Annotated in this window: 13 protein-coding genes; 6 read left to right on the top strand and 7 right to left on the bottom strand. The window is 62.1% G+C overall.

Features of this window, described 5'->3' with window-relative positions; translation table 11 throughout:
• Window positions 1-20: 20 nt before the first annotated feature.
• The 3 genes from BMG00_RS10140 (at window position 21) to BMG00_RS10150 (ending at window position 3,313) form a co-directional block, all read left to right on the top strand.
• The gene (locus BMG00_RS10140; RefSeq protein ID WP_245794983.1) at window positions 21-1,355 is read left to right on the top strand and encodes an ammonium transporter; all 1,335 of its coding nucleotides are present in this window, start codon (window positions 21-23) and stop codon (window positions 1,353-1,355) included.
• A gap of 262 nt (window positions 1,356-1,617) precedes the next feature.
• Window positions 1,618-1,956, top strand: coding sequence for a P-II family nitrogen regulator (locus BMG00_RS10145; protein WP_078527082.1), 339 nt, complete (start codon window positions 1,618-1,620; stop codon window positions 1,954-1,956).
• Window positions 1,957-1,981: 25 nt separating this feature from the next.
• Window positions 1,982-3,313: an ammonium transporter gene (locus tag BMG00_RS10150; RefSeq protein ID WP_078527084.1), complete on the top strand. Its 1,332-nt coding sequence runs from the start codon at window positions 1,982-1,984 to the stop codon at window positions 3,311-3,313.
• A 59-nt stretch (window positions 3,314-3,372) separates the two neighbouring features.
• On the opposite strand, the gene BMG00_RS10155 is transcribed toward BMG00_RS10150, so the two are convergent.
• The 6 genes from BMG00_RS10155 to smpB all read right to left on the bottom strand — a co-directional run bounded on the left by BMG00_RS10155 (window position 3,373) and on the right by smpB (window position 9,270).
• Window positions 3,373-4,953 (bottom strand): DHA2 family efflux MFS transporter permease subunit, encoded by a 1,581-nt coding sequence (locus BMG00_RS10155; RefSeq protein WP_078527086.1) that lies wholly within the window; start codon window positions 4,951-4,953, stop codon window positions 3,373-3,375.
• A 3-nt stretch (window positions 4,954-4,956) separates the two neighbouring features.
• Window positions 4,957-6,075 carry an HlyD family secretion protein gene (locus BMG00_RS10160; protein ID WP_078574199.1) on the bottom strand — a complete coding sequence of 373 codons (1,119 nt, stop codon included), beginning with the start codon at window positions 6,073-6,075 and terminating at the stop codon, window positions 4,957-4,959.
• Entirely contained in the window at window positions 6,068-6,526 is a 459-nt protein-coding gene (locus tag BMG00_RS10165; RefSeq protein ID WP_078574200.1) for a MarR family winged helix-turn-helix transcriptional regulator, read from the bottom strand. Before BMG00_RS10165 ends, BMG00_RS10160 begins: the two co-directional genes overlap by 8 nt.
• A 148-nt stretch (window positions 6,527-6,674) precedes the next feature.
• The gene (locus BMG00_RS10170; protein ID WP_078574201.1) at window positions 6,675-7,856 is read right to left on the bottom strand and encodes an amino acid aminotransferase; all 1,182 of its coding nucleotides are present in this window, start codon (window positions 7,854-7,856) and stop codon (window positions 6,675-6,677) included.
• Complete coding sequence (gene sseA, locus BMG00_RS10175; protein ID WP_078527272.1) at window positions 7,856-8,707, bottom strand: 3-mercaptopyruvate sulfurtransferase; 852 nt, start codon at window positions 8,705-8,707, stop codon at window positions 7,856-7,858. Before sseA ends, BMG00_RS10170 begins: the two co-directional genes overlap by 1 nt.
• Before the next feature lie 89 nt (window positions 8,708-8,796).
• Window positions 8,797-9,270, bottom strand: a complete 474-nt coding sequence (gene smpB, locus BMG00_RS10180) for an SsrA-binding protein SmpB (protein ID WP_078527094.1) — start codon at window positions 9,268-9,270, stop codon at window positions 8,797-8,799.
• Window positions 9,271-9,379: 109 nt separating this feature from the next.
• On the opposite strand from smpB, the gene BMG00_RS10185 reads away from it, so the two are divergent.
• Window positions 9,380-9,841, top strand: a complete 462-nt coding sequence (locus BMG00_RS10185; RefSeq protein ID WP_078527096.1) for a potassium channel family protein — start codon at window positions 9,380-9,382, stop codon at window positions 9,839-9,841.
• Window positions 9,842-9,857: 16 nt separating this feature from the next.
• Here BMG00_RS10185 and BMG00_RS10190 read toward each other — a convergent pair whose 3' ends face one another.
• Complete coding sequence (locus BMG00_RS10190; RefSeq protein ID WP_078527098.1) at window positions 9,858-10,310, bottom strand: DUF302 domain-containing protein; 453 nt, start codon at window positions 10,308-10,310, stop codon at window positions 9,858-9,860.
• 172 nt (window positions 10,311-10,482) lie between these two features.
• Between BMG00_RS10190 and msrP the strand changes: the two genes are divergently transcribed.
• Window positions 10,483-11,412, top strand: a complete 930-nt coding sequence (msrP, locus tag BMG00_RS10195; protein ID WP_078527100.1) for a protein-methionine-sulfoxide reductase catalytic subunit MsrP — start codon at window positions 10,483-10,485, stop codon at window positions 11,410-11,412.
• Window positions 11,412-12,017: a protein-methionine-sulfoxide reductase heme-binding subunit MsrQ gene (msrQ, locus tag BMG00_RS10200; RefSeq protein ID WP_078527102.1), complete on the top strand. Its 606-nt coding sequence runs from the start codon at window positions 11,412-11,414 to the stop codon at window positions 12,015-12,017. Before msrP ends, msrQ begins: the two co-directional genes overlap by 1 nt.
• Window positions 12,018-12,433: the final 416 nt, after the last annotated feature.

The raw sequence follows: 12,433 nt of genomic DNA on the forward strand, positions 1-12,433 counted from the left end.
GACAGGGGAAAATCAGAACCATGAAAAACCTTTCGAAAATCACTGGCCTTGCGGTTGCGATGACCGCCGTGGCCCTGCCGGCGCTGGCGCAGGATGCCGTTCCGGCCGCGATGGATCCGCCGGCCAACGAAATCGGCTTCATCCTCAACACCTTCATGTTCCTCGTCACCGGTTTCCTGGTGATGTGGATGGGCGCGGGTTTCTCCATGCTCGAAGCGGGCCTGGTGCGTTCGAAGAACGTGACCATGCAGTCGCTCAAGAACATCGCGCTCTTCGCGATCGCGGCGATCATGTATTACCTGATCGGCTACAACCTCATGTATCCGGGTGACGGCTGGTCGATCGACGGCGTGCTCGGTGCGTTCTCGACCACCTCGCTCGAGCCCGTGGGCGTCGGCGCGGATGCGGTTGACCTGACCTATGCTTCGGTCGGTTCGGACTTCTTCTTCCAGCTGATGTTCTGCGCGACCACTGCCTCGATCGTTTCGGGCACCCTGGCCGAGCGCATCAAGCTGTGGCCGTTCCTGATCTTCACCGTGATCCTGACGGGCTTCATCTACCCGATCCAGGCGTCGTGGAAATGGGGCGGTGGCTTCCTTGACGCGAACTTCGGCTTCCTCGACTTCGCCGGCTCGACCGTCGTGCACTCGGTCGGTGGCTGGGCGGCTCTCGCTGGCGCTCTGATCCTCGGCCCGCGTATCGGCAAGTACAAGGACGGCAAGGTTCAGGCGATGCCCGGTTCGAACCTGACGCTCGCCACGCTCGGTACCTTCATCCTGTGGCTCGGCTGGTTCGGCTTCAACGGCGGTTCGCAGCTCTACATGAACACCGTGGGCAACGTCGCTGACATCTCGCGCATCTTCGCCAACACCAACACGGCGGCTGCCGGTGGCGCGATCGCGGCTCTGATCCTGACCCAGCTTCTCTACAAGAAGCCCGACCTCACCATGGTGCTCAACGGCGCGCTGGCCGGTCTGGTCTCGATCACCGCTGAACCGCTGACCCCGAGCCTCGGCGCGGCGACCCTCATCGGTGCCATCGGCGGCATCATCGTGGTCCTGCTGGTTCCGTTCCTCGACAAGCTGAAGATCGACGACGTCGTCGGCGCCATCCCGGTGCACCTCGGCGCGGGTATCTGGGGCACCCTGGCAGTTCCGATCACCAACTCGGACGGCACCTTCTACGGTCAGATCGTCTCGATCATCACCGTCGGCATCTTCGTCTTCGTGGTCTCGGCTGTCATCTGGTTCATCCTGAAGGCTACCATGGGCATCCGCGCTCCGGCCGAAGACGAGATGATGGGTCTCGACAAGGCGGAACTCGGGATGGAAGCCTATCCGGAATTCACCAACTGAGCCTGAGCTCATGCCATCAGGAAAGGCCCGGGGATTGCCCCGGGCCTTTTCATATGGGTGATCGCGGAAGCCTCGACTTTCCAATTCGATGAAAAAGCGAGCAAGTTGCCGCAATTTTGACCGCATTACCTTCACGTGATCTGTGCCGCGCGCTCGGCTTTCAGCAGTTTCTTGTCGAGTCACCTGCGCTTGCGCCTTCTGATCAAGCTAGCTGACGTAGCGATAGGGCATCGCGACCGGCTGAACAGGGGAAGGACATCACGTGAAACTCATCATTGCAGCAATCAAGCCGTTCAAGCTCGAGGAGGTGCGCGAAGCGCTCACCACCATCGGCGTGCGCGGGATGATGGTAACCGAGATCAAGGGTTTCGGCGCCCAGTCGGGCCACACCGAAATCTATCGCGGCGCCGAATATGCCGTGAATTTCGTGCCGAAGGTCAAACTCGAGATCGTCGTGGCCGATGGGCTCGTCGACGAGGTGATCGCGACGATCACCAAGACTGCCAAGACCGACAAGATCGGCGACGGCAAGATCTTCGTTCTCGACGTCGCGCAGGCTGTGCGTGTGCGGACCGGCGAAACCAATGACGACGCGCTCTGAAACGCGATTGGGGAAAGACAGACAGATGAACAAATTCACCAAACTCGCAGGGATCGCCGCGCTGCTCGCCCTTGCCGGGCTTCCGGCCCTCGCACAGGACGCCGCCGCGCCCACCGAGGTCATCGACAAGGGCGACGTCGCCTGGATGATGACCTCCTCGCTGCTCGTGCTGTTCATGATCATTCCGGGGCTCGCGCTGTTCTATGGTGGGCTCGTACGCGCAAAGAACATGCTCTCGGTTCTGATGCAGACGACGATCATTGCCTCGGTGGTGATGATCGTCTGGGTGCTCTGGGGGTATTCCTTCGCCTTCGGCGGCGGAACCTCGCCGTTCTGGGGAGGCTTGGGCAAGCTCTTCCTCGCGGGCGTCACGATGGATTCGACTGCCGCCACCTTCACCGATGGCGTCGTCCTGCCTGAATATGTCTTCATCGCCTTCCAGATGACCTTCGCCGCAATCACCCCGGCGCTGATCGTGGGAGCCTTTGCCGAGCGGGCGAAGTTCACCGGGATCGTGCTTTTCGTGATCCTCTGGGTCACCTTCATCTATTTCCCGATCGCCCATATGGTCTGGGATGGCGCGGGCCTGATCTTCAACTGGGGCGCAATCGACTTCGCGGGCGGCACCGTGGTGCATATCAATGCGGGTATCGCGGGCCTGATGTGGGCGCTGGTGCTCGGGCCGCGCATCGGCTTTGGCAAGGAGAACATGGCGCCGCACTCGATGACCCTGACCATGGCGGGTGCTGCGATGCTCTGGGTGGGCTGGTTCGGCTTCAACGCGGGTTCGAACCTCGAGGCGACCTCGAACGCGACTCTGGCGATGCTCAACACTTTCGTCGCAACGGCCGCGGCAGTGGTCTCCTGGTCGCTGGTCGAAGGTCTGGCGCGTGGCAAGGCCTCGGGTCTCGGCGCGGCTTCGGGCATGGTGGCCGGCCTCGTCGCGATCACCCCGGCCTGCGGCACCACCGGTCCGGTCGGAGCGATCGTTCTTGGCCTGATCGTATCGCCGATCTGCTTCTTCTTCGTCACCACGATCAAGTCGAAATTCAAGTATGACGACAGCCTCGACGCGTTTGGCGTACATGGCGTGGGCGGCATCGTCGGCGCGATCGCGACCGGCATCCTCTGCGCCCCCGCGCTTGGCGGCACCGGCTTCGTGGCCGAGGGCGGCACCATGGCTGCCCAGCTCGCGGCGCAGATCAAGGCCGTGCTCGTCACGCTTGTCTGGTCGGGTGTGGGCACGGTCGTGCTCATCTACATCACCAAGGGGATTACCGGGATCCGCGTCACCGTCGACGAGGAACGCCAGGGGCTCGATCTCACCTCGCATGGCGAAACCGCCTATCACAGCTGAGCGTCACGCCGGCCATGAACTGGAAAGGCCCGGGAGATCCCCGGGCCTTTTCATTCGTCTCACTCGCTGACCGGAGCGGCTTGCGGGGCGCTTCCCGATCCGCCCTGATAGTCGGGCTTGCGCAGGAAGAAGACGAGCGGGATCGCTGCGAGCGTGATCCACATCATGAAGCGGAAATCGTCGAGATAGGAGATCATCGCCGCCTGCTCGCTCGCCAGAGAATTGAGCACGTAATAGCCAGCTTCCGACCCGTATTTCGAAAGCGCGGACGAGCCGCTCATCAGCCCTTGCAGGTTCTGCGGATTGATCGCCGAGACGATCTCGGAGTGGTTCACGGCGATATTGTGGGTCAGCAGCGCCGTGACGATCGAGATCCCGATCGACGAGCCGATATTGCGCAGCAACGAGAAGAGTGCCGTGCCGTCGCCGCGATATTCCGGGTGGAGCGTGGCGAAGGTCAGCGTCGAGATCGGCACGAAGACCGAGCCCAGCCCGAAGCCCTGGATCACCCCCGAGATGATGATCCATTTCGGTCCCATCACCGGCGAGAAGGTCGACATCATGTGCAGCGAATAGGCGGTCAGAGACAGCCCGAGAACCACGAGGATGCGCAGGTCGACGTATTTTACCAGCCGCCCGATCAGCAGCATCATGATCATTGCTCCCACCCCGCGCGGCGACATCACGAGCCCGGTCGTCAGTGTCGGATAGCCGAAGATCCCCGACAGCATCGGCGGCAGCAGCGCCAGCGAGGCGAGCAGGATGATCCCGACGATGAAGATGAACAGCAGCCCCATCGTGAGGTTGCGGTCGAGGAACATGTGGGGATCGAGGAAGGGCTTCTTCGCGCCGAGGATCCAGACCAGGAAGATCCAGAAACCCGAAACCGCGAGCGCCAGTTCGAGCCAGATCTCACGCGAGGCGAACCAGTCGAGATCCGAGCCGCGATCGAGCATCATCTGAAGCGCGCCGATCCCGATCGCCAAGGCGGCGAAGCCGAAGAAGTCGAAGCTGATCTTGCGCTTGGGAGTCTCGGGCAGGAATAGGGCCGATCCCGCGATTGCGATCATGCCCAGCGGGACGTTGATGTAGAACACCCAGCGCCAGTTCATCACCTCGGTGAGATAGCCGCCCAGGGTCGGGCCGATGATCGGGCCAAGCATGATACCAGCGCCGAACATCGCCATTGCCTGTCCGTGACGCTCGCGCGGGTTGATGTCGAGCATGAAGTTTTGCGCCAGCGGCACGATGGCCGCGCCGAACACGCCCTGCATAAGGCGGAAGATCACCATCACATCGAGCGACCAGGCAATCCCGCAGAGCATCGAGAAGATCACGAAGCCCACGACCGAGACCATGAAGATCTCGCGCCGACCGAAGCGGTTCGCCAGCCAGCCCGAAAGCGGCGTCACGATTGCGGCGGCCACGATATAGGATGTCAGTACCCAGTTGATCGTGTCGCGCGACGCGCCGAGATCGGCACGCATGTCAGGCAGAGCCACGTTCGCGATCGTGGTGTCGAGCACCTGCATGATCACCGCAAGCATCAGCGAGGCCATGATCAGGCCGCGATGTTTCACGTTATGCGGGTCGATCCCCTTGGGTTTCTCGCCCGGGGCTGTCGGAGCGGCCTCGGCCATGGCTTACTGCCCCTGGCTGGCGGTTGCGGCCTGCGCGGTCGACGTCTCGGTGCGATTGAGCAACTGCTTGTAATGCGGTTGGGCGGCGGTATCGACCGTCACCTTGGCCGAGAGACCCGCGCGCAATCCCTCGAGGTTGGAGCCTCCCGCAAGACGCAGGCGCACCGGCACGCGCTGCGTGACCTTGACCCAGTTGCCGGTCGCGTTCTGCGCCGGAAGGATCGAGAACTCGGCGCCGGTGCCCGCGCCCACCGCCTCGACGGTCGCGTGATATTCGCGGTCGGGGAAGGCGTCGAACTCCACGCTCGCGGATTGGCCCGAGGCCATGTGTGTGAGGTCGGTTTCCTTGAAATTCGCGATCACCCAGACATCCGAGGTGTCAACGAGGGTGAAGAGGCTCGAGCCCGCGCCCACCATTTCGCCAGGCTTGAACGAAGAGGCCTGGTAGATCACGCCGTCGGCCGGGGCGGTGACCTCGGTCAGCGAAAGATTGTACTTCGCGTCGTTGACCGCCGCGATTGCGGCTTTCACGGTCGGGTGGTCGTCGACCGCGATCTCCGGATCACCATCGAGCGCGACCAGAGCAGCCGCGACTTTCTGTTCGGCGGCGGCAAGCGTGTCCTGCGCAGCCTGAGTCGTGGTGCGTTGCGCATCCAGCGCGGTTTGGGTCGAGGCGCCCGATGCCGTCAGCGATTCCTGACGGGCGAGCTGTTTTTCCTGATAGGCGGCATTGTCGGCGGCCTGCTTTTCATCGGCCAGCGCGGCCTTGTAAGAGGCGCGCAGTTGTTCGACCTGAAGCCGCGCGGAGGCCAGTGCGGCATCCGCCTTTGCCAGCGCAAGCTCGTAGGGCTTCTTGTCAATCTTGAAGAGGGTCGCCCCCTTTTTAACGTGCTCGTTTTCCGACACGAAGACCTGCGTGACGCGCCCCGAGATTTGCGAGGCGATCGGAATGCGCGCCATCTGGTAATTCGCGTTCTCCGTGCTCGCAGATCCGCCAGAGTTCAGCCAGTACCACGCGCCACCCACGACGATGAGGGCGGGCACTAGGAACAGAAGCCAGGTTTTCGGTCCCTTGCGGGTTTTCTCTTGTTTGGCAGCGGGCGTGTGGTTGGTATCACTCATCGTATTTGGCCTCGGAAACTTCTGAACTGCTCTCTTCGGAGAGGTTTTGGATGATGTGGCGCAGAGTGGTCATGACCTGCTCGACGGTTTCTTCGGTGAGCCCCGCCAGAGCCTTCGCATAGATCTCGTCGGCGATCTCGCGCGCGTCTTCGAAGGCGTTACGGGCTTTCGCCGAAGGGTGGATCAATTTGACCCGGCGATCGGTCGGATCAGGTTTGCGCAGCACCCAGTCGGCTTCTTCCATCCGGTCGACGAGGCGCGAGACCGAGATCGGCTCGATCTCGAGCAGCTCCGCGAGCCGCGCCTGCGGCAGCGGTCCTTCCCGCTTGAGATAGACCAGCAATCGCCATTGCGCGGTGGTCAATCCAAGTTCGTTCGCCTTCCCCTCGAAGCGCCGACGGATCAGACGCGTCGCGTCATGCATGAGGAAACCGAGACTTTGATGGGGCATTGGGGGCTCTGTTATGTCTTTAACGTGAGCCTATACATTATAAGCCTGCTTATAATTTCAAGTCGAAATCCGCAAAAAAAGTTATCAAAAGAAAATGGCGACCTCGAAAGGCCGCCATCTCGAAGAAAATAGCGCTGCCGCCCTTGGCTCAGACGCCCGCGTCGATGAGCGCTTTCGCCAGAAGCGGAACCGTCTTGGCGTTGAGGCCGGCAATGTTGATGCGCGAATCGCCCACCATGTAGATCGCCGCGTCAGCCTTCATCTTCGCCACTTGCTCGGGGCTTGCGCCCAGACGCGAGAACATGCCGCGATGTTCGGCCACGAAATCGAAGCGATCCGAGTTCGACAGCTTGCGCAGCTCGTCGGCGAGCTGCTTGCGCAGGTCGAGCATGCCGGTGCGAACCTCTTCGAGCTCCGCTTCCCATTCCGCGCGCAGGGCCGGATCGGTGAGCACGCGCGTGACCAGCGCCTGCCCGTGATAGGGCGGGAAGGAATAGGTCTGGCGGTTGAGATAGGCAAGGTTGCCCTGCACCGTCTTCCTGGTCTCTTCCGAGCCCAGCACCATCAGGCAGCCGGTGCGCTCGCGATAGATGCCGAAGTTCTTCGAGCACGAGGCCGCGATCAGCACCTCGGGCAGGCGCGACGCGATCAGGCGGGTGCCCGCTGCGTCTTCTTCCAGTCCGTCACCGAAGCCCTGATAGGCGAGGTCGATCATCGGAACGGCGCCGGTGCGCTCGAGCAGGTCGGCGACTTCGCCCCATTGCTCGATCGTGAGGTTCGCGCCGGTCGGGTTGTGGCAGCAGCCGTGCAGCAGCACGATGTCGCCCGCCTTGACCGCCTCGAGATCCGAGATCATCGAGTCGAAATTGACCGCGCGGGTATCGGCATCGAAATAGGTGTAAGGCTTGTTCGCCTGACCCATGAAATTCAGGATCGACAGGTGGTTCGGCCAGGTCGGGTCCGACACCCAGATCGTGGTGTCGGGGTTGGCCATCCGGGCGAGCTCGAAGCCCATGCGGCAGGCGCCGGTGCCACCCACGGTCGAGAGGCACGCGAGGCGGTCGGCGGGGTAGCCCGCGCCCAGAACCATCTCGGCCATCGCGGCGTGGAATTCGGGCTGACCGGCGAGCCCGGCATAGGATTTCGTGGTCTCCTGATCCCAGACCTGCTTTTCGGCCTTGTGGATCGCCGACATGATCGGGGTTTTGCCGCTCGCGTCCTTGTAGACGCCGACGCCGAGATCGACCTTCTGGTCGCGCTCATCGGCACGGTATTCCTCCATCAGCGCGAGGATCTTGTCCGGCGCTTGCGGCTTGAGATTGTTCAGCATCATGCTTCTCCGGTTGCGACCTTGAGGTCGTTATACATGCCCCATTCGGCCCAGGCCCCGTCATAGACGGCCCAGTCCGTCTTACCGATCAGCTCCAGCGCGAAGGCCAGAAGCGAGGCGTTGACGCCCGAGCCGCAGGTGGTGATCGCGGGTTTCGCGAGGTCCACGCCCGCGGCCTCGAAGATCGCGCGCAGCGCGTCAGGGGATTTCATCGTGCCCTCGGCAGTCAGCAGGTTCGACCATTCCACATTCTTCGATCCGGGAATGTGGCCCTTGCGCAGGTTGGGGCGGGGTTCTTCGTCCTGGCCGATGAAACGGCCATGGGCGCGCGCGTCGATGATCTCGTAATCACCGAGCTTGCTCGCATGAGCGACCTGCGTGACGTCCTTCACCAGACCGGGGTGGCGCTGCACCGTCATGTGGCGGTCGCGTACCATCGGCGGCATGTCCTCGAGCGGACGGCCCTCGGCCTCCCATTTCGGCAGGCCACCGTCGAGCACGGCCACGTCGGTCTTGCCCATCAGGCGGAAGGTCCACCAGACGCGCGGGGCGGAGAACACAGAGTGTTGGTCGTAGATCACGACCTGGTGGCCGTCGCCCACGCCCATCGCCCGCATGCGCGAGATGAACTTCTCGACCGGCGGGGCCATGTGCGGCAGGTCCGAGCGGTTGTCGGCGATCTCGTCGATGTCGAAGAAACGCGCGCCGGGGATGTGTTTGGCGTCATAGGTCGCCTTGGCGTCCCGCCCCATCTGCGGCAGGAACCAGGAGCCATCGAGGATGCGCAGATCCGGATCCTTCAGATGGGCTGCAAGCCAGTCCGTCGATACGAGCTTTTTCGGGTCATCCATCGTCATGCGTCTCCCTTGCCGGTCGGAATTGCTTAGACTCAGGGGGGCGCCCGACGCAAGGGCAGGGCGGCCGAATCCGTCGAAAGGTCTTAGTAATTCTGCTTGAGAAGGCGCTGTTTCTGGCGGTTCCAGTCGCGCTTGGCCTCGGTCTCGCGTTTGTCGGCGAGTTTCTTGCCCTTGGCGATGCCGATCAGCAGTTTCGCGACGCCCTTCTCGTTGAAGTACATCTTCAGCGGCACGATGGTCATGCCTTCGCGCTGAGTGGCGTTCCAGAGACGCGACAGCTCTTTCTTGGAGACGAGCAGCTTGCGCTTGCGGCGCTCTTCATGGCCCCAGTGACCTGCCTGCATATAAGGAGCGATATAGGCGTTGATCAGCCATAGCTCGCCATCCTCGACCGAGGCATAGCTCTCGGCGATATTGGTCTGGCCCGAACGCATCGACTTCACCTCCGAGCCCATGAGCATGATCCCCGCCTCGAGCGTGTCCTCGACGGCGTAGTGATAGCGTGCCTGCCGGTTCTCGGCGATCAGCTTGGAGTTGGGGTCGGATTTCTTGGCCATGGTCGCACCGAGATAGGGCAGGGCAGGGCCTGTGTCCAGTGCGTCACCGGAGCGCTTGACGACAAGGGGGCGGCCCGCCTAGCTCAGAGTGTGCAAGAGGAGGCGCGCAATGCTCCATCAGATCGCCATCGGATCGCTGATGATGCTGATCACGGTATCCTTCGCCGCAACCACCGCCTGGGCGATGGAGGCGATGTTCGTGCGCGCGAGCCGCTGGCTGATGCGCGAGCCGCACGGGCCCAAGATGCTTCTGATCGTGATCGGCGCCGCGCTCTGGGCGCTGGCGATGGTGACGGCGAGCGTGTGGGCCTGGGCAGTCTGTTTCCGGGTGCTCGACGTGTTTCACACGATGGAGGAGGCGGTCTATTTCGCTCTCGTCGTCTATACCACGCTGGGTTACGGCGACATCATCCTCGATCAGAACTGGCGCATCCTCGGGGGCATGGCGGCGGCGAACGGTCTTCTCAACATCGGCTTTCTCACCGCGATGATGGTCGAGGCGCTGCGTCAGACCCGCAAGAGCCAGCTTGAGGCGCGCAGGATCAAGGCGCATGCAAACCTGCACCTGTGATCCCGCGCGGCCTTGCTCATTCGAGCATCAGCGCGTCCTTCACGATGCCGGTCAGCATCTCGGTCACGGGTTGCATCGTCTCGCCGGGATAGTCGCGGAAGCCCACGGTGATCTCGCCGGGCTTCTCCGGGGTTTCGTAGACGAAGATCGTATAGGGGCAATATTGCACGTTGGTGATGTCTGAGGTCATCACCTCGCGCGACACCTTGGCCGAGCAGAAGGAGAAGATGTCCGCGCCGGTGAACAGGGTCTGGGTCGCGCCGACCGCGTCCTTGGTGCGCTCCAGCATCTCGCCGGTATGACTGACATGGTCGACCACGAGGCCCGCGCCCACGATCGCGTTCTGCACCGCGAAGGTCACGTTCTCGAAGCTGTCCTCGGTGGTCCAGGTGTGGGCTTCCTGAGCCTGCGCGATCTGCGCGCCCATGGCGATGCTCGCCGCCAGCGCGGCCCCGATGAGCGTTTTCATATGTCTCTCCCTTATCTCCCGATCGGGCGCGAATGGGTCGCCCGATGATCCGGGACCGATACTGGCGCGTAAATTTTCCAATGCATAGAGGTAACAATGTCGCTCCTGCGCGCGAAGAGGGATGCGAAACATGTGCCCCGGCCCCATATTGCCGGGAAGACAGGAGGATTTGATGCGCAAGACCCGTTCCACCGATCCGAACTGGACCGATGTCACTCCGAAAGCCGATTTTCTGAACCGTCGGCAGATCATGGCGGGGGCGGGCGCGATGGCGCTCGGCTCCATCGCTGGCCCGGCACTGGCAAGCATCGATGCGAAACCTTCGGCCTATTCGACCGATGCCGCGCCGAATACGCTCAAGGAGATCACCTCCTATAACAACTTCTACGAGTTCGGCTGGGACAAGAGCGACCCGGAGAAAAATGCGGGCCAGATGGTGACGGACCCTTGGTCGATCGAGATCGGGGGGCTGGTCGACAAGCCCGGCACCTATCCGCTCGACGACATTCTCAAGCCGGTGACGCTCGAGCAGCGCATCTATCGCTTCCGCTGCGTGGAGGCCTGGTCGATGGTGATCCCCTGGATCGGATTCGAGCTCTCGGCGCTCCTCGATCGGGTCGGCGTGCAGCCCTCGGCGAAATACGTGGCCTTCCAGACCCTCTATCGTCCCGATCAGATGCCGGGACAGCGCCAGGGCGGGATCGACTGGCCCTATGTCGAGGGCCTGCGCCTCGACGAGGCGATGAACCCGCTCACGATTCTCGCGACGGGTCTTTATGATGAAGAGATGCCGAACCAGAACGGCGCGCCGATCCGTCTGGTCGTGCCGTGGAAATACGGCTTCAAGTCGATCAAGAGCATCGTGAAGATCTCTCTGGCCGAGAAAGAGCCGCCGACCACCTGGAAACAGCTCCAGCCGCGCGAATACGGATTCTATGCGAATGTGAACCCGGAGGTGGATCACCCGCGCTGGTCTCAGGCGACCGAGCGGCGCGTGGGGGCGGGGCTTTTCGCCGGGCGGGAGCCGACACTGATGTTCAACGGCTATGGGGATGAGGTCGCCTCTCTCTATAGAGGTATGGATCTGGCGAAAAACTATTGATGAGCGCCGCCAGCCTCTCCGCCCCGATCAATAGCGCGCTGAGGCGCGTGCCGAGCTGGGTTGTCTATCTCGCGGGGCTGATCCCGCTGGCCTGGGTGATCTGGCTGACTTTCACCGGCGGAATCGGGGTGGACCCGGTGAAGGCGATCGAGCACCGTCTGGGCAAGATCGCGCTATGGTTCCTGATCGGCGGGCTGGTCATCACCCCCGCGCGGCGTTTCCTGGGGATCAACCTGATCCGCTATCGCCGTGCGATCGGTCTCTTGGCCTTCTTCTATATAGCGCTGCATCTGACGGCCTGGGTGGTGCTTGATATGGGGATGCTCTGGGGACAGGCGGCAGCCGATCTGATCAAGCGCCCCTATCTCTTTCTCGGGATCTCGGGATTCGTGCTGCTGATCCCGCTCGCTCTGACCTCGAACAATGCCTCGATCCGCAAGCTGGGCCGCAATTGGCGGCGCCTACACTGGCTCGTCTACCCGGCCGTGGGCCTCGGCGTTGCGCATTACCTTTGGCAGATGAAGGTGATTTCGGCTGAGGGATGGCTCTGGTTCGGGGTTTTCGCGCTGCTTCTGGCGCTGCGATTCCGCCCGCGCAGAGCTTGACCCAGGGTGACCCGGTTCAGGAGATTTCGTTGAATCGGGTGATTTGCGAAAGATTCTTTCCCCAAGCCCGGTTCGGCATATTTCGCACCTGCGGAGATGAGATAAAAAATCAATAAAAACAATCGTATGAGAGTTTTTCGACGGAAATTCGAAAGTTTTTTGAAAAAGGCTCTTGCGGACTTCGGGCCTGATCCGTAAATACCCCCTCACCGAAGCGGAACACACCGCAACGGGGCGCCGGAAAGAGCCGCAAGGCACTGAAAAGCGAAAGAAAAAATTAGGGATGCGGTTGGCTAGCGGCGCCACAAGATGGGGCGCAACTGGTTGATTTTTGTCTCTACGCTCTTTGACATTGATGGATATCTGAAGAGATATGTGGGCGGTTTGGTCATATACGACGCGAACCGGAGCATATC

This window comes from Thioclava marina (assembly GCF_002020135.1).
Lineage (GTDB): Bacteria > Pseudomonadota > Alphaproteobacteria > Rhodobacterales > Rhodobacteraceae > Thioclava > Thioclava marina.

Bases quoted from the DNA above. Each gene is read 5' to 3' on its own strand.
- BMG00_RS10140 (WP_245794983.1), top strand. From the start codon at position 21: ATGAAAAACCTTTCGAAAATCACTGGCCTTGCGGTTGCGATGACCGCC.
- BMG00_RS10150 (WP_078527084.1), top strand. From the start codon at position 1,982: ATGAACAAATTCACCAAACTCGCAGGGATCGCCGCGCTGCTCGCCCTT.
- BMG00_RS10155 (WP_078527086.1), bottom strand. From the start codon at position 4,953: ATGGCCGAGGCCGCTCCGACAGCCCCGGGCGAGAAACCCAAGGGGATC.
- BMG00_RS10160 (WP_078574199.1), bottom strand. From the start codon at position 6,075: ATGAGTGATACCAACCACACGCCCGCTGCCAAACAAGAGAAAACCCGC.
- BMG00_RS10165 (WP_078574200.1), bottom strand. From the start codon at position 6,526: ATGCCCCATCAAAGTCTCGGTTTCCTCATGCATGACGCGACGCGTCTG.
- BMG00_RS10170 (WP_078574201.1), bottom strand. From the start codon at position 7,856: ATGCTGAACAATCTCAAGCCGCAAGCGCCGGACAAGATCCTCGCGCTG.
- sseA (WP_078527272.1), bottom strand. From the start codon at position 8,707: ATGGATGACCCGAAAAAGCTCGTATCGACGGACTGGCTTGCAGCCCAT.
- smpB (WP_078527094.1), bottom strand. From the start codon at position 9,270: ATGGCCAAGAAATCCGACCCCAACTCCAAGCTGATCGCCGAGAACCGG.
- BMG00_RS10185 (WP_078527096.1), top strand. From the start codon at position 9,380: ATGCTCCATCAGATCGCCATCGGATCGCTGATGATGCTGATCACGGTA.
- BMG00_RS10190 (WP_078527098.1), bottom strand. From the start codon at position 10,310: ATGAAAACGCTCATCGGGGCCGCGCTGGCGGCGAGCATCGCCATGGGC.
- msrP (WP_078527100.1), top strand. From the start codon at position 10,483: ATGCGCAAGACCCGTTCCACCGATCCGAACTGGACCGATGTCACTCCG.
- msrQ (WP_078527102.1), top strand. From the start codon at position 11,412: ATGAGCGCCGCCAGCCTCTCCGCCCCGATCAATAGCGCGCTGAGGCGC.